The organism is Polaribacter porphyrae, from assembly GCF_002954685.1.
In the GTDB taxonomy this organism is placed as follows: Bacteria; Bacteroidota; Bacteroidia; order Flavobacteriales; family Flavobacteriaceae; genus Polaribacter; species Polaribacter porphyrae.
In genome coordinates this window covers 25,904-44,986 of the sequence record NZ_MSCN01000001.1, presented here as the reverse complement: position 1 = coordinate 44,986, position 19,083 = coordinate 25,904, and the positions used below count along the sequence as shown (strand labels likewise).

Below are 19,083 nucleotides of genomic sequence, written 5' to 3'. Positions count from 1 at the left end.
TTAACTTGCAGTCAATCCTAATGCAATTCCTTTTTTAATCATAAAGTCATAAGACGCTTGGTATTCATTAGGAATTTTACCATCTAAAATTGCATTTTTAATGGCTTCTTTAATTACCCCAATTTCCCTACAAGGTTTTAAATTAAAAGCTTTCATAATTTCTTCTCCAGATACTGGTGGCTGGAAATTACGAACTTTATCACGTTCTTCTACTTCTTTAATTTTAGAACGAACTAATTCAAAGTTCTTATGATAACGTTTAAATTTCTTTGGATTTTTAGTAGTTATATCTGCTTCGCAAAGTGTCATTAAAGCATTAATATCATCACCTGCATCAAAAATTAAACGCCTTACAGCAGAATCTGTAACATCAGTAGCTAACACTATTGGTCTCGAACTCAATAAAACCAATTTTTGTACAAACTTCATTTTTGCATTCAAGGGCATTTTTAAACGCTTAAACAGTTTATAGACCATTTTAGAGCCCACAAATTCATGCCCATGAAACGTCCAGCCAACTTTTTTAGAAAATCTTTTTGTAGGAGCTTTACCAATATCATGCAACAAAGCAGCCCATCTTAACCAAACATTATCTGTATATTTTGCGATGTTATCAACTACTTCTAACGTGTGATAAAAATTGTCTTTATGCTTTTGTCCTTCTACTTCTTCTACTCCTTTTAAAGCGATTAACTCTGGTAAAATTTGATGTAATAAACCTGTTTTTTCTAAATGTAAAAAACCTATTGAGGGTTTTGGTGAGCTTAAAATTTTATGTAATTCATCTACAATTCTTTCTCTTGTAATTATTTGTAAACGATTCGCATTTTTAGAAATAGCATTTAAAGATTCATCTTCAATTTTAAAATTGAGTTGCGTTGCAAAACGGATGGCTCTCATCATGCGTAAAGGATCATCAGAGTAGGTAATATCAGGATTTAAAGGTGTTCTAATAATTTTATCCTCTAAATCTTTGATTCCATTAAAAGGGTCTAATAAATCGCCAAAATTAGTATTATTCAAACTTAATGCTAATGCATTAATGGTGAAATCTCTTCTATTTTGATCATCTTCTAAATTACCTTCTGTTACTTCAGGATTTCTACTATCTTCTGAATACGATTCTTTTCTAGCTCCTACAAACTCAATTTCAACATCTTTAAAACGCAACATGGCTGTACCATACGTTTTAAAAATTTGCACTTTAGGTTTATTGGGCAATAATGATGCTACTTTTTGAGCAAGGTCAATTCCACTACCAACAGCAACCACATCAATATCTTTAGCTTTGCCTCTTTGCAAGAAAAAGTCGCGTACAAAACCACCAATTACATAACTTTCTAATTGTAATTCTTGAGAGGCTTTAGAAATAATTGTAAAAATCTCTGATGAGATTGCTTCTTTAAAGTTCATGAATTTGGTTTCGCTTTTAGGCAATGACAAAGTTAACTTTATTCCTATTAATGATAAAAGAAAAATATTTTTTTATGTGATTGTTACTCCTAAATTTATAGTATGTTTTTTAATTGTACTTTTACCAAAATTCATATTCCAAATTTATAAGTAAATCGTAAATGATAATTGTAAGAATTATTGGCGGACTTGGAAACCAGATGTTTCAATATGCTTATGCAAAGTCCTTACAAACAAAAGGTTACAAAACCTTTATTGATACAACTGGGTTTAGAAACTACAAACTTCATGGAGGTTATGGTTTAGATTTATTTAAAATTGATATAGAAAATTCTTTACCTTTTACTAACTTTTTGTCTAAAATTAGACTTATAAAATCTTTAAAAGAGAAAAGTCTCTTGTTTAATGAAAGGTTAACAAAACCCTCTGAAGATGCTTATATTAAAGGTTATTTTCAAACAGAAGATTATTTTAAAGAAATAAGAGCAGTATTGTTAAAACAATTTGTCTTAAAAAAAGAACTTTCTAATTCTACAATTTCATATTTAAGAGATATTACAATTCAAAAAAATTCATGTTCTTTACACATAAGAAGAGGTGATTATATTTCTAATAAAAAAGCCAATGAAGTGCATGGTACTTGCGATTTAGAATACTACAAACGAGCTGTAAAATTGATGAGAAGTAAATTTAAAGATGTTCGTTTTTTTATTTTTTCTGATGATATAGATTGGGTAAAAAAGAATTTAAAAGTACAACATGCAACTTATATCAATCATAAAGTAATTCCTCATGAAGACATGCATTTAATGAGTTTGTGTAAACATAATATAACTGCAAACAGCAGTTTTTCTTGGTGGGGAGCTTGGTTAAACCAATATGAAAATAAAGTTGTTATTGCCCCAGAAAAATGGTTTGTAAGCAAAGAAAATGAAGTTGCCTGTAATAATTGGATTCAATTATGAGTACCTACAAAGTATATTACATCAACCTAGACAAGAGTATAGATAGGCGTGAATTTATGGAAAATCAGTTTAAAAAACTGAATATTCCAATAACTCGTATTTCTGCTATTTATGGTAAAGAACTACCAGCTGAAGTGCTGAAGAAAGAAAAAAAGAAACACAATATTTTAGCTCATTTCCCTTATCCAAATGATGGTGAAATTGGTATTTGTTTAACACATTTTAAGCTCTGGGAATTTCTATCAAAACAGCCTGAAGACTTTTCTATTGTTTTAGAAGATGATGCATTAATTCAAAATAACTTTTTTGAAGATTTAGAACAGCTACTTAAAGAAATTACTATTGATACATTTTTAGATATTTCTGGAAAAAAAGGTTTTTATCCTCTAAAAAAAAACAAATTAATTACTACTTTTTTAATGCCACCTGTTTTGATGATTGGGCAAATAATTGGCAAAAACGCTGCGAAAAAATTATCGCAAAATTTAAGTGATTATTATGCTCCCATTGATGTGATGAAACAAGATGTGTACAAACATAAAGTCCCTTTACACAATACCAACAAACAATATGTAATTAGTGTAGATAAGAAAATGGGAGGAAGTACAATTCAGCAAAACAATATGATTGTTTGGAAAAAAGTAGTCCGCGAAATTATTCGTCCTTTTTGGCAAATATTATCATTATTTACAGTAAAGTTGTATAGGTGTATTCGAAATTACTTTTTCTATAAAAGAAACTAATCTTCTTTAAGTCCTCTATTTAAAATCCAAAGTTTTATATATCGAGTTAACACAGCATAACCTTGTGTTATTGAAAGAATTAAACCTGTATAACCATCTAAAAATCCTCTTTTTAAAATAAAATGAGAAAAAATTCTGTAAGTAGGTTTTATAATAATATGGAATAAGTTTACTTTCTTTCCTCTTGCATGTAATTCTTTGGCTTTTAATTCTCCATATTGATGAATTTTAGAAATAAAGTGATTGTAGTTTTTATATCCAAAATGGTCTATTTTTCCTTTAAAAAAACCTAGCTCTCCATCCGTTTTTATAGTTTCGTGAACTATACCTTGATACTTACATTTATCTTTTAAAAATAATCGTACAACTTTATCTCTTTGCCAACCTGAATATTTTATTCTTTTACCAGCAAAGAAAAAACTTCTTCTAACATAAAAACCAACAAATTCTTTAGGATTTTGTACAGCTTCTAATATTTCTTTTTTAACATCAGGCGTAACTCTTTCATCAGCATCTAAAATATAAATCCAAGGATTTTTTGCCTGCGTTATTGCAAAGTTTTTTTGAGAAGAAAAATCATCAAACTTTCGCTTGATGATTTTTACATTGTGCTTTTCAGCTAATTCAATAGTTTTGTCTGTACTATGAGAATCTATGACAATAATTTCGTCTGCAAAATCGACAGATTTTATAGCTGCTTCAATATGAATTTCCTCATTGAGTGTAGGAATTATTGACGAAATTTTTGTCATAGCTTTTTTTAAATCTTAAACAGCAACATCATACTCACGTAAAGCATCATTTAGCGATGTTTTTTTATTTGTGCTTTCTTTTCTTTTTCCAATGATTAATGCACAAGGTACATTGTACTCACCAGCAGCAAACTTTTTGGTGTAACTACCAGGAATTACAACAGATCTTGCAGGTACTCTTCCTTTCATTTCAACAGGTTCATCACCTGTAACATCAATAATTTTTGTACTCATTGTTAATACAACATTTGCACCTAAAACTGCTTCTTTTTCTACTCTAACACCTTCTACAACAATACATCTAGAACCTATAAAAGCACCATCTTCTATAATTACAGGAGCCGCTTGTAATGGTTCTAATACACCACCAATGCCTACTCCACCAGATAAATGTACATTTTTACCAATTTGTGCACAAGAGCCAACTGTAGCCCAAGTATCTACCATAGTTCCTTCATCTACATACGCTCCTATATTAACATAACTAGGCATTAATATTGTACCTGCAGAAATAAAAGCTCCATGCCTTGCAACTGCATTTGGCACAACTCTAATTCCTCTTTCTTTAAAGTTTCTTTTTAATGGAATTTTATCATGGTACTCAAAAATACCAGCTTCTAAAGTTTCCATTTTTTGAATAGGAAAATATAAAACAACCGCTTTTTTAACCCATTCATTTACTTGCCAACCATTTTCAATTGGTTCTGCAACTCTTAACGCTCCTTTATCTAATAAATCTACAACTTTTCTAATCGTATCAATTGTATTTTGTTCTTTTAACAATTCACGATTTTCCCAAGCAGATTCGATAATTTTTCTAATATCTTTCATGATTACTATTTTAGTGATACAAATATAATTCTATCAACAAAAATCAAGGCGAATATACACTTTTTAAACAGATTTTAAAGGGTTGTTTAATTTCGTATGTTTGCAAAAAATTAATCTTTTATTTTGGGAAGAATTTTAGCCATAGATTTTGGAAAAGTAAGAACAGGAATTGCTATTACTGATGAACTACAAATTATTGCATCTGGCTTAACCACAGTTAAAACAGATAAATTGTTAACATTTTTAAAAGAATATACTTCTAAAGAAGATGTTGAGCTTTTTTTACTTGGCAAACCCAAACAAATGGATAATTCTGATAGTGAAAGTGAGGTTTTAATACTTCCTTTTTTAGAGAAACTGCAGAAAGAAATTCCTTTAATTCCTATAAAAAGGATAGATGAACGTTTTACTTCTAAAATGGCTTTTCAAACAATGGTTGATGGTGGTTTAAAGAAAAAACAACGTAGAAATAAAGCTTTGGTTGATGAAATTAGTGCTACAATAATTCTACAGTCTTACCTATACAATCAGTAATTTCTTTAACAAAATTCTTAAAATAAAAATTCGTAATTCGATTTTCTAAATTGTACTTTTGTACACCAAAAAATAAAAAATGATTTTACCTATTGTTGCTTATGGTGATCCTGTTTTAAGAAAAAAAGCAGTCGAAATTGATAAGGACTACCCAAATTTGACAGCCCTTATTGCAAACATGAAAGAAACCATGTACAATGCTTCTGGTGTTGGTTTAGCAGCTCCACAAATTGGTAAAGCCATTCGTTTATTTGTAATTGATGCATCACCTTTTGCCGAAGATGAAGATTTAGAGGAAAAAGATAGAACAGCTTTAAAAACTTTTAATCGTGTTTTTATTAATGCAAAAATTATTGAAGAAGAAGGAGAATCTTGGGTGTTTAATGAAGGATGTTTAAGCATTCCTAATGTAAGAGAAGATGTTTACAGGCAACCTAAAGTTACCATTGAATATCAAGATGAAGATTTTAAAACACATACTGAAGTTTTAGAAGGATTAGCTGCAAGGGTTTTTCAGCACGAATACGATCATATAGAAGGTATTTTATTTACAGACAAACTTTCAACACTTAAAAAGAGATTAATAAAAAAGAAATTAGATAATATTTCTAAAGGGAAAATAAATGCAGATTATAGAATGCGTTTTCCAAATTTAAAAAAGAAAAAATAGTCTGTTCACAGACAAAAAAATATACAAATGGAATTTAGTAAAATTATTTCAGTTACTGGTAAACCAGGTTTATTTCAAGTAATATCACAATCAAAAAATGCAATTATTGTTGAATCTTTAAGCGATAAAAAAAGATTGGCAATTAATGCTACTCAAAATGTAAGTTTATTAGAAAACATAGCTATTTATACTTATGAAGAAGATATGCCATTGCTCGATGTTTTTAAAGCAATTTCAGAAAAAACAGAAGGAAAAGAGGCTATTTCTCACAAAGAAAGTGGTAATAAATTAAAAGCTTTTTTTGCAGAAGTATTGCCTAATTATGACGATGAAAGAGTATACACATCAAACATAAAAAAAGTAATTCAATGGTATAATTTATTAATTTCTTTTGGCTTTGATTTTTCGAAAATAACAGAAAGTTCTGAAGAAGAGACTGAAGAAAAAGCATAACTAAATTTTGAATAACAGAAAGGAACAATTAGCAGCAATAAATCGTCTATTAGATATTATGGATGATTTGCGTGAAAAATGTCCTTGGGATAAAAAGCAAACCTTCGAAAGCTTACGACATTTAACAATTGAAGAGACTTACGAGTTGGCAGATGCTATTCTAGATAATGACTTGCCAGAAGTTAAAAAAGAATTAGGAGATTTATTTTTACATATTGTTTTTTATGCTAAACTTGGCAGCGAAACTAATGCTTTTGATATTGCTGATGTTGCCAATTCTATTTCTGATAAACTAATTGATAGGCATCCTCATATCTATGCTGATGTTAAGGTTGATAATGAGGAAGATGTAAAACGCAATTGGGAACAACTAAAGCTTAAAGAAGGCAAAAATTCTGTTTTAGAAGGTGTGCCTAAAAGTTTACCTGCTTTGGTAAAAGCCAATAGAATTCAAGACAAGGTTGGTGGTGTTGGTTTTGATTGGGAAGAACCTCATCAAGTTTGGGAAAAAGTGCAAGAAGAACTTACTGAATTAAATGTTGAGATAAAAAACGGAAATCAAGAAAACATCGAAAAAGAATTCGGTGATGTGTTATTCTCAATGATAAATTACGCACGTTTTATTGGGGTAAATCCAGAAAATGCTCTAGAAAAAACAAATAAAAAATTTATCAATAGATTTCAGTTTTTAGAAAAAGCTGCAAAAAAAGAGGGCAAAGAAATAGCAGATATGTCTTTAGCTGAAATGGATGTTTTTTGGAACAAAAGCAAAAAGTACTTTTCTTAAGAATTCGTTAAAACCAAAATCGTATTTATAAAGGTTGTTATTTTTCTTATATCTTTAATAAATCAATTTAAAATCAACCATTTATGAAAATTCTGAAACTTCCTTTTATTTTATTGTGCTTAAGTTTAGCTATACTATCATCTTGTATTTCTAATGAGCCCAATGACAAAAAATTAGCTACTAAATTTAATCAAGAAGACTACAAATTAGTAAACGCTGCGATTTTAGATTATGTAGATGGTTTGTATTTAGTAGATTCAACTAGAATAGATAAAAGTGTAGATAAAAAACTACGAAAAGTAGGTTTTTGGTACAATCCTGACAAAAAAGAATACGTAGATAATTTAGAAATGACACATACTCAATTATCTAATTTAGCTGCCAAATGGAATAAAAGTGGAAAAAGAGTCAATAAAGATTCTCCTAAAGAAATTGAAATTTTTGATGTGAATTCTAAAACAGCGTCAGCAAAATTAACTGCTGCATGGGGTATAGATTTATTTCATTTAGCAAAAGTAGATAACCAATGGAAAATTGTAAATGTAATATGGCAAAGTCAGCCAAAAACTGAATAGCATTCTAATACTCTAAACCAATTTGTTTTCTAACTTTATCTAGAGTTTTTATTAGGTTTTTAGAAAGCTCAAAAGTCATTATATTACTTTCTGTTTTATCATCTCTTAACAACTGATTAAAATGTTCTATTTCGTAACTATAACCAATCGTTTTGTAGTTAAAGTTGATTGTTTTTTCAGTTTGATTCTTAATGATAGTTACAGTTGATGGCTCATGAAAACGTCCATTAATTTTTATTTCTCCTTCTTCAAAAGTAAAAATAGCTACTGTTTTTGTTTCTTCTAATAATGTACTTTTTAAAAAGGCTTTTGCATTATCGTATTCAAAAGTCATTGAGCAACTAGAATCTGCTCCTGTTTCAAAAAAAGTTGCTTTTGCAGCTATAGAATTTGGAATCCCTAATGCAGATAAAGCTGTAAAAATTGGATAAATACCAATATCTAATAATGAGCCTCCACCAACTTCTTTTTTCATCAATCTACTTTGTAAATTGTATTCCGCTTTAAAACCAAAGTCTGCTTGCAATTCAATTAAATCTCCGTATTTCTTACTTTCAACAATATCTAGCACATATTTATAATGAGGCAAAAAACACGTCCATAATGCTTCCATTAATAATACATTATTTGCTTTTGCAGCTGCAATCATTATTGATACTTCTTGCAAATCCATTGCAAAAGGTTTTTCACATAAAACTGCTTTTTTATTTTGCAGGCATAATATAGAATGGTCTTTATGAAAACTATGTGGTGTTGCAATATAAACTGCATCAATATTAAAATCTTTTGCTAAATCTTCATAAGAATTATAGGCATTCTCTACTTGATATTTTTCAGCAAAATCATTGGCCTTTTGTTGACTTCTAGACGCTACTGCTACAAGCTTTGCATTTTCAACTGTATTTAAATCTTGAGCAAATTTATCAGCAATTTTACCAAGGCCGATTATACCCCATTTAACAATTCTCATTGATTTATTCATTGGTTTTAATGTTGTAATATGGAATATTAAAGTAACCTTCTTTCAATAAAAAAAAGACTGAATCATTAACTTTTACGTTATCAAAAACGGAACTAGAAACATTAAATCTTTCATTTATTTTATTCAATTCTGGTATTGTTAAGTTAAGATAGTAACTCGTAGTTTTACCTTTACTCATATCTTTTTCCAAAACTAAAGTTTTGTAAGAAACATAAGCTTCATTATCTAGATTTACATTAAAAAAAACAATTAATAAATGACCATAAGCAAAAGAGATTAATAATAAATAAGTCAATTTTCCATAAGCTTTTTTGGTCTTTATAATATATGCTTTTGAAGCTAATATGCATAAAATAAAAATGGATATGGAAACTAAAGTTAATGGAATCCATAGATTTTTGAACTCATAAATATCAATTCCTAAAAGTATTATTAAAAACACCAAAAATATTGGAGCAGAAAACCCCCAAAAAATACTTGGATAAATAGTTACTTCATCTTCTTCTTTATCTGCAAATTTTATCAACCCTTTAAAGTAAAAAACGATACAAATTATAATAATAGGTATTGCAATTAAGACCCAAGCACTAATCATTTTATATTCTTTAAAAAAGATTGTAGATATTGTAATTAAGACACTTGTTATATTTATTATTTTGGCTACTTTTTTAGCACTTTTTAGTTTCCCCTCTTTTTCTGCATTACTAAATCCATATTCTGAATTTCTATAAAAATCATCAATTTCATTTTCTTCTTCAATTGCATCTAAATCGTTTGAATTTTTAGAAAGCCAAACCAAAATTTCATCAACATTTTTAAAGAATATTGAAAACTTTAATTTCTTTTTAAAAACTCTTTTTTTAGGATGAACATGAATATAATTTCTTCCACGTTTAAAACCTTGAATTTCTTCAATTCTTAATTTACGAGAACTTATAGCTGTTATTGAAGTAATGGAATTTTCTGCAATAATAACTTTAGAGATTAGAACATCTCTGATTCCTAATATCGATAAAGGCAAAAAGATTATTGAAAATGGAATTGTAAAGTAGTATATATTAATTGAACTTTTAGCATCATTATTAGAAAGAAATAAAATAGCAACTGAAAAAAACAACAAAATTAATGCACAAATTACACCTATAACTTTAAGTATTTTTCCATATTGATAAACTCTCATAAACGTAAACTTATTATTATGCTTCGTTTAATTTCATCTTTGTATTTGGTAATAAAACTTGAATAAGAACAGCAAGTAACATCACTAAAACACAACCCAATAAGTTGAGCCATAAATAAGGCAACCAATCTTGATTGTAAACGTAAATAATTATGATTTGTGTAATTATAGCAGCAATAAAAACAGCATTTCCTTTTACAAATTTTATAAAGAAAGCTAATAAAAAAATACCTAAAACGTTTCCATAAAAAATAGAACCAATAATATTAACCATCTCAATTAAGTTTTCAAATAAATTGGCAATACACGCCACTGAAATTGCAATTAAACCCCAAAGTAACGTGAACCATTTAGATGCTTTTACAAAATGTGCTTCGCTTTTTTCTTCTTTTACATTACGCTTGTATAAATCAATGGCTGTTGTACTTGCCAAAGCATTTAATTCTGATGCTGTAGATGACATAGCTGCTGATAAAATAACCGCCAATAACAAACCAATTAAACCTCTTGGTAAATTATTTAAAATGAAATGAATAAACACATAATCTTTGTCATTAGATTCTATTTTATCTAGAGTATTTTCTTCATCCACCTTATTTATAATCACTTTTGATTTTTCTTTCAGTATGGAATCTCTTTTATTTAAAGATAAAATTTGTTCCTTTTCCTCAAGTTGAAAGCCATCTAAAAAAAGTACTTTTTTACTATTTTCAATGTTGATATGCTCTTGCTCTAATGCTTTATATTCTGCTGCATATTTGGTCTTTACAACCTCTTCATTTGCTGTTGGATTAAAATTTAAAGGAGAAGGGTTAAATTGATAAAACACAAAAACCATGACACCAATTAACAGAATAAAAAATTGCATTGGCACTTTTAATAATCCATTAAAAATTAAACCTAATTGACTTTCTCTAACAGATTTACCAGATAAATAACGCTGTACTTGACTTTGATCTGTACCAAAATAAGACAGCATTAAAAAAGTTCCTCCAAGAATACCTGTCCAAACAGTGTATCTGTTGCTTAAATCAAAAGAAAAATCTAATACTTCCATTTTGTTACTAGCACCTGCAATTTCTAAAGCATTTGTGAATGTAATATTTTCAGGAAGCTGACTCATAATCATAAAAAAAGCGATTAGCATACCCACAAAAATGATAATCATTTGTTGTTTTTGAGTAACGTTGACTGCTTTTGTTCCTCCAGAAACCGTGTAAACAATTACTAAAAAACCAATGATGATATTGAGCGTTAATAAATCCCAACCTAAAACTGCAGATAAAATAATGGCTGGCGCAAATATGGTAATTCCTGCTGCTAAACCTCTTTGAACTAAAAATAAAATTGCTGTTAAACTTCTGGTTTTTAAATCGAAACGTCCTTCTAAAAATTCGTAAGCTGTATATACTTTTAATTTATGATAAATAGGTATAAAAACCACACAAATAATAACCATTGCAATGGGTAGCCCAAAGTAAAATTGCACAAAACCCATTCCACTATGAAAAGCTTGACCAGGAGTTGATAAAAACGTAATTGCACTCGCTTGTGTTGCCATAACTGATAAACCAATTGTCCACCATTTAGAATCGCTACCACCTTTAATATAATCTGTTACATTGGCATTTTTTCGGGTTACATAAGTTCCGTAAGCAACAATAAAAATTAAGGTTACTGAAAGGATTATCCAATCTATAGCATGTAATTTACTTTCTATATCCATGGTTTATACCGTAAAATGATTCGTAACAAAATAAAAAACAATCAAATAAATAACATTTGCAACCAATACAAGTGTGTATTCTTTTTTCCAAGGATATTTTTGTCGATTCATAACTTATAAATTATCATTTGCTTTACAATTATCTATTGGTTAGCAAACTGGTTTAGCCCTGATTGAGTGGCTTATTTGAGCTCTTTTTGAGGAACGAAAAAAAGCGAGTAACGATACTGAAATAAGTCCAGCACAAGAAGCAGGGAAAAAGCTTCTAAAACTTTTACTCTTTTTTACCCACAGAAAGCATATTTGCAAACAACTTATACGCCCCAGAAACACCTGCAGGCAACTCTCTAAAGAAACTTAAACCTGTGTATATATAATGCCCATCTCCATATTCTGCAATCAACAAACTACCAAGTTTTGGGGTTTCACCTTTGTCATTCATAGAAAAAATTGGTGTGTATTCTTCACTCCAATTGTTAGGAAAATACAATCCTCTTTCTTGTACCCAGCCTTTAAAATCTTCATTTGTGATTTTATTTGGAAAGTTTAACAACTCATGTTCTGGGTCTAAAATTGTTACTTCTGCAAATTCATCTGTTACTCTATCTCTAGATAAATCTAAAGTATAAGGTGCAGCAACATCTACTCTTCTATTTGTATTGTACTGCACTATTAAATTACCACCATTATTTACATACTCAAGCAAATATTTTTGTTTAAACTTGAGCTCTTTTACAACATTGTAAGCTCTAATTCCTAAAACAATTGCATCAAAATTGTGTAGATTTTTATCGTTAATTGTTGATGGATCTATCACAGAAACTTGATACCCAATTTGGCGTAAATTATCTGGTATTGCATCTCCTGCTCCCTTAATATACCCAATATTATTACCTTCTTTTTTAATATTTAAACGAACTACTTTTGCTTTAGAATCTAATAGAACTGTTTGTTTAGGAATGTGATTGTAATTGATTTCTACCAATTCTTTTTTGTATGTTTTGCCATTTAAAGAAGCTACCACTTTTAGCATTCCTTCAGATTGATTTTTTGGTGGAGTTACCATAAATTCTATGATTTCTTTATCATTCTTTTGCTGAATATTAAACATACTACCATAAGGACTTACAGACCAATTTTCTGGTACTTCTAGAGCAATTTCTCCACTTACATAATTTGCACCAGCTTTAACCTCTACCACTACTTTTTTAGGAATACTATCAGAAAAAATTAAGACCTTATCTTTTAATTTTGTGGTAACTCTTGGTACAACTTCAAAGGGTTCGTAAATCTCTCCTTTATCTCTCTCTGAATATCTTCTTATCACATTTTTAGTGATGGTTACTGGTACAAAATTTATAACCAAATTAAAATCTACTTTTACCTCTCTTGGTGTTTCTGGTTTCCCAATTAATTGTTGGTTGTACACTTTGTACATACCCAATCCCCAGTTTTCTTTTAACCAATAAGGAGCTGAAAAGTTAGCCGATTTTAATGTGATTTTTTCTTTGAAATTCAGTTTTTTATTTTGCTCTAAAGAAATTCCCTTAAAGTACTCTTTGTCATCTAAACTAGATTTTATTGAAGTCAGTTGAATTGCAACATCACTTCTATTCAAGACCTCTATTGTTACATCTATTTTAGAATTTGGCACACCTGTTGAACTTGCAGCAGAAACTTCTAAATACAGACCTGCACAAGCTTCGATGATTTCTAGAATTTGTTTTTGTTTTATTTTTTTCCAATGTTTGTCTTCCAGTTTTATAATCAAACTATAAGCTTCTAACAATTTTGGTAGATGTTTTGCAGGGTTTACAAAATCAAAATTTTGTTCTAAATCATACAAAATATCTCCTATCTCACCACCATTTTCTATACGATTCCAAGTAGTATTGATGCCTGAAAAAATATCATTTTTATCTTTTAATTCTTCGCCTTTTAAAAATTCTAAATATTCAGATTGCGAACCTCTTGTAGTAACACTACCAAAACCTTGGCATAAATGCTGGCTACTAGCAATTGATGCTAACTCGTTGTTAGACAAACCCTTTAAAGGATAATACACGCCAACATCTAACTTTGTAAATTCTTTAGCAACTTCTGCAAATTTTGCTTTATCTCTATAAAACCAAGAAGAGGTGTTGTAGAATAAACGTTTGGGTTGCCAAACTTCTGTGTATTTTAAATGATTTTGAAATTTTGAAGAATCTTGTGCCATTTCAAAAGCTTCTACACTTAAAATTGCAGAACTCGTATGGTGCCCATGAGTTGTACCTGGTGTTCTATGGTTAAAACGATTTATAATTACATCTGGTTTAAAGGTTCTAATTGCCCAAACAACATCACTCAATACTTTTTCTTTGTTCCAGATTTTCAACGTTTCTTCTGGGTGTTTAGAATATCCAAAATCGTTGGCTCTTGTAAATAATTGTTCTCCACCATCTACACGTCTTGCAGCTAATAATTCTTGCGTTCTTATAACACCTAACAATTCTCTAATTTCTGGTCCTATTAAATTTTGTCCTCCATCTCCTCTAGTCAACGATAAATAGCCTGTTCTTGCCTTTACATTATTTGCTAAATATGCAATTAACCTTGTGTTTTCATCATCAGGATGTGCAGCAATGTATAAGGCTGTTCCTAAAAAGTTTAGTTTTTGAACTTTCTCAAAGATTTGATTTGAAGATAGTTTTTGAGGTTTTTGAGCATAAAAAACTGTTGAAATAGCTAGAAATAAAACAGTTACAAAATATAATTTCTTCATATTTATCTATAAGTCATTGAAACAAAAGTAGTTTTTTTATTAGGTATGTTGCAAGTGTTAACATAATTATAACGTTTATAAATTCATTAACAAAATGCTCATAACCTGTTAATAAATTAATTTTAAAAACGACTTAATAAAGTTATATTTGTAAGAATAATTTTGAAAAAAAAATCAATGAAATTTATTGTATCAAGTTCGCAATTGTTAAGGCAATTACAAGTTTTAGGCGGCGTTATAAATAGCAACAATACTTTACCTATTTTAGATAACTTTTTATTTGAGTTGTCTGAAAATCAATTACAAGTTTCTGCATCAGATTTAGAAACTACCATGAGTTCTGTTGTTGAAGTAGAAAGCGACAATTCTGGCTCTATTGCTGTAAATGCACGTTTGTTATTAGATACTTTAAAGACATTTCCAGATCAACCTTTAACGTTTAAAACAGAAGGAGATAGCACTATAGAAATTAGTTCTGACCAAGGTAAATATGATATGGCATATTTTGGTGGTGATGAATTTCCGAAAGCAGTAAATTTACCTTCGCCAAGTGTAACTGTAGTACCTGCACATATTTTAGGTACTGCCATTTCTAAAACTATTTTTGCTGCTGGTAATGACGATTTACGCCCAGTAATGAGTGGTGTGTTTTTTCAGTTTAGTTCACAGAGTTTAACTTTTGTAGCTACTGATGCTCATAAACTAGTAAAATATTCTAGAACAGATGTTACTGCAGACCAAACTGCAGAATTTATTATGCCAAAAAAACCTTTAAATTTATTAAAAGGGATTTTAGGCGGTTCTGAAAGTGAAGTTACTATTGAATATAATGATGCCAATGCAAAGTTTACTTTTGATAATGTAGTGTTGGTTTGTAGATTAATTGATGGCAAATATCCAAACTACGAAGCAGTAATTCCAAAAGAAAATCCTAATAAATTAACGGTTGATAGAGCTTCTTTCTTAAACTCTGTAAGACGTGTTTCTATCTTCTCTAGCAAAACAACGCATCAGATTCGTTTAAAAATGGCAGGAACTGAATTGAATATTTCTGCTGAAGATTTAGATTTTGCCAACAAAGCAGACGAACGTTTGAGTTGCGATTACCAAGGTGATGATATGCAAATTGGTTTCAACTCTCGTTTTTTAAGTGAAATGTTAAACAATCTAAACTCCAATGAAGTTTTAATTGAAATGAGCTTACCAAACAGAGCAGGTATTTTAACACCTATTGATGGTACTGATGAAGGTGAAAAAATTACGATGCTAGTGATGCCTGTTATGTTGAATAACTAGAACTCGCATTTAGAAAAATATATTTTGAGAAAGCATAGTTTATTTACTATGCTTTTTTTGTTACATATAATAAAAATATCTATTAGGTGGATTTTCAATCTCTTTTGGTAAATATTGTATAATTTCGCCGACTTTTTTTGAAAACTGAAGTGTGATAGGCGAACTATCATAGTAGTCTGCATTATTAAAATTCATTTTTGTTAAGGCAAAAATTTCTTTACATATATCTTTTATTGGTGTTTCTCCTATATTTTCTACTCTTAAAGGAGAAGGAATAAAGGGACCAGGATAAGTATTGAAATATGGAATATATCCTGAAGTATATAAAATAGCCTTATCTTCATTTAACTCAACATAAGTACCTCTTAACACTGGATAATCTCCTGACCTTAAAACCCTAAACTTGGTAGGTCTTATACAAACAAAGTCAAAATCAGCTTCAACTCCTAAAACACTTTCTATTCCTTCAATTATACCTCCTACTTCATCATATTCTGAACTAATATATGAATCCCAAAACTCACTTGTTTTATGAACCACCACTCTTTTAGGAGTATGCTTATTTATCCTGATATATTGTTTTAATACATTCTGTATTAATTCACGAGCATATTCTCTATGCAAGTGTGGAGTAACGACTTTTGTTTTACTTTTATTCCATTCAAATTGTTTTCCTGTAAAAACTAAACCTTTGCCATCCTTATTAAATGCTTGTGCAATACTTGACCTTAAACTATTATCGTTAATTTCATTTACTTTATGAAAACTAATTCCTAAATAACAAGTATCTGCATCAATATCTTTAATTGTCCAAGGAGTACAATTTGCTGTTTTATAATATTGAGCAACACAATAATTCCATGCAATCATTGAAGTATCTTGTATACTCTTCTTTTTTCCTGTTATAGTATCTTCAAGAATTAGTTGAACAGGTATATTTTTATTTAATGAAAGTATTTCAGCTTTTAAATATCGTCTAAAATTTAACCAAGTATTACCAACTTTAATAGTTGAAAGTTTATCAAATATTTCATTACTTACCACTATTACAATAATATCTGGAATTACAGATAAATTGTTTTCAATAATTTCATCGTAGGCATTTTTAAATAATTCTACTACCCTTAAAATTTTTAATTCTGTAGTATTTTCATTTATAAAAATATCTTTTAACTTCGATTCTTTAATAACTAAATCATTGTCAGGGTTGTTTAAAAATTCACATTTAAAACAGCTTTCAGAATTAAATCCTGGAAAATCTGGATTGAGTTTTTTATTTATTCCTTCAAATAAAATTTCATTTTCAAAATCAAAATCATCAAACAATGTTTCCTTTTCAAAATTAGTGTTCCCTTTATTCTTAAGCTTAAAAGTACTACCAGATTCAATTTTTTCAGAAAATCTTTCAATCATTTCTTTGTAAAGACTAATTTCCTTTTTTGTACCTATAACTGAATAGTGGATTTCCGAACGATGTGTTCTATTACTTAAAGAATAAAAACCAGTAGTAGATATTCCTTTTTTGGGATCATCACACAAAAAATCATCTGCAAATTCAAGTAAAGGTTCATTTAGTAATTCTATTTTCATAAATTAGAAAAGTGATGTTTGATTAATATCCTCTATTTCTTTAACTTTCAGGTTACTTTTAACTTCTCTAATTCCAAAATTAACCCTTTCTTTTACAAAACTCATTATTTCAAGTTTGACATAATCACTTTCAAAAAACAAAGTAACATTAGATATGTCCAAATAATTTCTAATAAAATATATATGGTTTAAATATTGTGGATTTCGTTCAGATTGCTTTAACCTATTAGTTAATCTTGAAATTCTAGCTTTGTCAGTTAATGGATTACTACCATTTTCAGTGAAAAAATATTTAGGGTCTAAAATTAAAAATAATTCTTCATCAATCCACTCATAAGATATTTGAAATGCAAGATGTCTAAAAAAACTTGATTTTTCATAATATGTATATTTAGAGACTAAAGCTCTTCTATCATATCTTCCTGTTCTACTTTTTGATTTACCAAACCTAAATACTTCTCTTTTAGAGTTTTCTTTTAATTTAGTATCAATTGGTTCTTCATAATTACGACTAGAAAAATAAAATCTTTTATAAGTTTTATTGTATTTAACACCTTTTTTGTAAAAGAAATCCTTCACGTATCTGTTAACTAACTTAATAATAATATTTCTTTCAACCTGACCAGTCCTTATAAACTCTTTGGTTTGTTGTTTTTTAAAATCAGAGTTTTTTAAAATACTATTTCTAAATTCAATGTTATAATTACTTAAATCATCAAAAGAATATAAATCTGTAGATTCTAAACTAAATTCAGGAATAGGATAGAATTCATTTTCATGAATGATATTATATATTTTTTTTAAATCTGTATAGGAGCTTTCAAATTTTTTAATATATGGAGGAAGTGAAACTCTAAAAATATTAAAGTAAAGGTTTTCAGATATTCCATAATCTACTCTAGTTTGAAAATCAACTTCTGTTACACTTTCAAAAGAAGAGTTTTCTCCAAGTAAATTTTGTGATTTATCAAATGTAATTTTGTGAGTAATACGATTTTTTAAAACTAGGTTCTTGTTTACTTTTTTAGCAAATAACAGATCCTCTTTTTCAAAGTACATAACAACTACTACTGGTAATTTATGATCGTTCCAATATTTAATGTCGTTTGTTTTTGCAATAAAATCAAATGAATCTACTGTTTCATTACAAATGTAACTTTTCTCTTTAGTAGATTTTAACTGTACTTTTATTATTTCTCCTGTAGCTTCTTTTTTTCCATCATTCGTAATTTTAGTTAGCTCAATTTCACCATCAATTCCATAATCATATTTTTGCTCTTCTCTGAACAAAAGTGTAGGACTATGATTTATACAATATAGCTGAAAGTTAGCAACTCCTTTTTCACCAGTAATATGTTGATCAGATACAATTTTAGGCATAAAAATAAAACAATTTTGATTAAATATAGTGAAAAAAAAATCATTCTATTAATTAAAAAAGAAATTAGTTTTTAATAATTTAATATTTATTTGAATCTTTTTCATTAATCTTTTTTTGTTTATTTTTATAATATTAGTTTCATAAATAATCTATGAATATCACGAAATAATATTAATTTTATTATTGGTAATTTTATAACAGTTTTCCTGTTTTTTATTAAAATAAAAAGTTATGAGTACTTTAGAAATTCGTAATGAAATATTAGAAATTGTTAAAAATGAAGATGAATCTTCATTACAAAACTTATATCGAATTATAAAAAGCTACAAACACCAAAAACAATTAGATAAAATGATTGAAGAAGGTGAAGAAGATATTAAGGCTGGCAGAACTTATACAATAGAAGAAGCTAGAAAAATGATTTTCCTAATTCAACTTTAA

General features: G+C 28.6%; 18 protein-coding genes. 9 read left to right on the top strand and 9 right to left on the bottom strand.

Annotated features, from left to right (window positions below; translation table 11 throughout):
- A complete protein-coding gene (locus BTO18_RS00215; RefSeq protein WP_105014283.1) occupies positions 1–1,413 on the bottom strand; it encodes a CCA tRNA nucleotidyltransferase in 1,413 nt (470 codons plus the stop codon).
- Between the two features lie 161 nt (positions 1,414–1,574).
- Here BTO18_RS00215 and BTO18_RS00210 point away from each other — a divergent pair, with 161 nt between their 5' ends.
- Positions 1,575–2,378, top strand: coding sequence for an alpha-1,2-fucosyltransferase (locus BTO18_RS00210; protein ID WP_105014282.1), 804 nt, complete (start codon positions 1,575–1,577; stop codon positions 2,376–2,378).
- Complete coding sequence (locus tag BTO18_RS00205; protein WP_226789070.1) at positions 2,375–3,121, top strand: glycosyltransferase family 25 protein; 747 nt, start codon at positions 2,375–2,377, stop codon at positions 3,119–3,121. The genes BTO18_RS00210 and BTO18_RS00205 overlap by 4 nt, the downstream gene beginning before the upstream one ends.
- Here the strand turns inward: BTO18_RS00205 and BTO18_RS00200 are convergent.
- Both BTO18_RS00200 and BTO18_RS00195 read right to left on the bottom strand, forming a co-directional pair.
- Entirely contained in the window at positions 3,118–3,873 is a 756-nt protein-coding gene (locus tag BTO18_RS00200; protein WP_105014280.1) for a glycosyltransferase family 2 protein, read from the bottom strand. The two genes, BTO18_RS00205 and BTO18_RS00200, sit on opposite strands and share 4 nt — an antisense overlap.
- 15 nt (positions 3,874–3,888) lie before the next feature.
- Positions 3,889–4,704, bottom strand: a complete 816-nt coding sequence (locus tag BTO18_RS00195; RefSeq protein ID WP_105014279.1) for a 2,3,4,5-tetrahydropyridine-2,6-dicarboxylate N-succinyltransferase — start codon at positions 4,702–4,704, stop codon at positions 3,889–3,891.
- A gap of 123 nt (positions 4,705–4,827) precedes the next feature.
- On the opposite strand from BTO18_RS00195, the gene ruvX reads away from it, so the two are divergent.
- From ruvX to BTO18_RS00170, 5 genes are all read left to right on the top strand, one after another.
- Positions 4,828–5,238: a Holliday junction resolvase RuvX gene (gene ruvX / locus BTO18_RS00190; RefSeq protein ID WP_105014278.1), complete on the top strand. Its 411-nt coding sequence runs from the start codon at positions 4,828–4,830 to the stop codon at positions 5,236–5,238.
- 79 nt (positions 5,239–5,317) lie between these two features.
- The gene (gene def, locus BTO18_RS00185; RefSeq protein ID WP_105014277.1) at positions 5,318–5,908 is read left to right on the top strand and encodes a peptide deformylase; all 591 of its coding nucleotides are present in this window, start codon (positions 5,318–5,320) and stop codon (positions 5,906–5,908) included.
- A 27-nt stretch (positions 5,909–5,935) separates the two neighbouring features.
- A complete protein-coding gene (locus BTO18_RS00180) occupies positions 5,936–6,361 on the top strand; it encodes a DUF5606 family protein (protein ID WP_105014276.1) in 426 nt (141 codons plus the stop codon).
- Between the two features lie 7 nt (positions 6,362–6,368).
- Positions 6,369–7,148 carry a nucleoside triphosphate pyrophosphohydrolase gene (gene mazG / locus BTO18_RS00175; RefSeq protein WP_105014275.1) on the top strand — a complete coding sequence of 260 codons (780 nt, stop codon included), beginning with the start codon at positions 6,369–6,371 and terminating at the stop codon, positions 7,146–7,148.
- Positions 7,149–7,231: 83 nt separating this feature from the next.
- Entirely contained in the window at positions 7,232–7,723 is a 492-nt protein-coding gene (locus BTO18_RS00170) for a nuclear transport factor 2 family protein (protein WP_105014274.1), read from the top strand.
- Between the two features lie 4 nt (positions 7,724–7,727).
- Here BTO18_RS00170 and BTO18_RS00165 read toward each other — a convergent pair whose 3' ends face one another.
- The 4 genes from BTO18_RS00165 to BTO18_RS00150 form a co-directional block, all read right to left on the bottom strand.
- Complete coding sequence (locus BTO18_RS00165) at positions 7,728–8,705, bottom strand: Gfo/Idh/MocA family protein (RefSeq protein ID WP_105014273.1); 978 nt, start codon at positions 8,703–8,705, stop codon at positions 7,728–7,730.
- Positions 8,698–9,885: a hypothetical protein gene (locus BTO18_RS00160; protein ID WP_105014272.1), complete on the bottom strand. Its 1,188-nt coding sequence runs from the start codon at positions 9,883–9,885 to the stop codon at positions 8,698–8,700. Before BTO18_RS00160 ends, BTO18_RS00165 begins: the two co-directional genes overlap by 8 nt.
- A gap of 16 nt (positions 9,886–9,901) precedes the next feature.
- Positions 9,902–11,611 carry a sodium:solute symporter family protein gene (locus tag BTO18_RS00155; protein ID WP_105014271.1) on the bottom strand — a complete coding sequence of 570 codons (1,710 nt, stop codon included), beginning with the start codon at positions 11,609–11,611 and terminating at the stop codon, positions 9,902–9,904.
- Positions 11,612–11,885: 274 nt separating this feature from the next.
- On the bottom strand, positions 11,886–14,375 hold the full coding sequence (locus BTO18_RS00150; protein WP_105014270.1) for a PIG-L family deacetylase: 2,490 nt from the start codon (positions 14,373–14,375) through the stop codon (positions 11,886–11,888).
- A 177-nt stretch (positions 14,376–14,552) separates the two neighbouring features.
- Between BTO18_RS00150 and dnaN the strand changes: the two genes are divergently transcribed.
- Positions 14,553–15,671, top strand: coding sequence for a DNA polymerase III subunit beta (dnaN, locus tag BTO18_RS00145; protein WP_105014269.1), 1,119 nt, complete (start codon positions 14,553–14,555; stop codon positions 15,669–15,671).
- A gap of 60 nt (positions 15,672–15,731) precedes the next feature.
- On the opposite strand, the gene BTO18_RS00140 is transcribed toward dnaN, so the two are convergent.
- Both BTO18_RS00140 and BTO18_RS00135 read right to left on the bottom strand, forming a co-directional pair.
- Complete coding sequence (locus BTO18_RS00140) at positions 15,732–17,261, bottom strand: argonaute/piwi family protein (RefSeq protein WP_105014268.1); 1,530 nt, start codon at positions 17,259–17,261, stop codon at positions 15,732–15,734.
- A 3-nt stretch (positions 17,262–17,264) separates the two neighbouring features.
- A complete protein-coding gene (locus tag BTO18_RS00135) occupies positions 17,265–18,641 on the bottom strand; it encodes a DUF4365 domain-containing protein (protein WP_105014267.1) in 1,377 nt (458 codons plus the stop codon).
- Positions 18,642–18,873: 232 nt separating this feature from the next.
- Here BTO18_RS00135 and BTO18_RS00130 point away from each other — a divergent pair, with 232 nt between their 5' ends.
- Positions 18,874–19,083 carry a hypothetical protein gene (locus BTO18_RS00130; protein WP_105014266.1) on the top strand — a complete coding sequence of 70 codons (210 nt, stop codon included), beginning with the start codon at positions 18,874–18,876 and terminating at the stop codon, positions 19,081–19,083.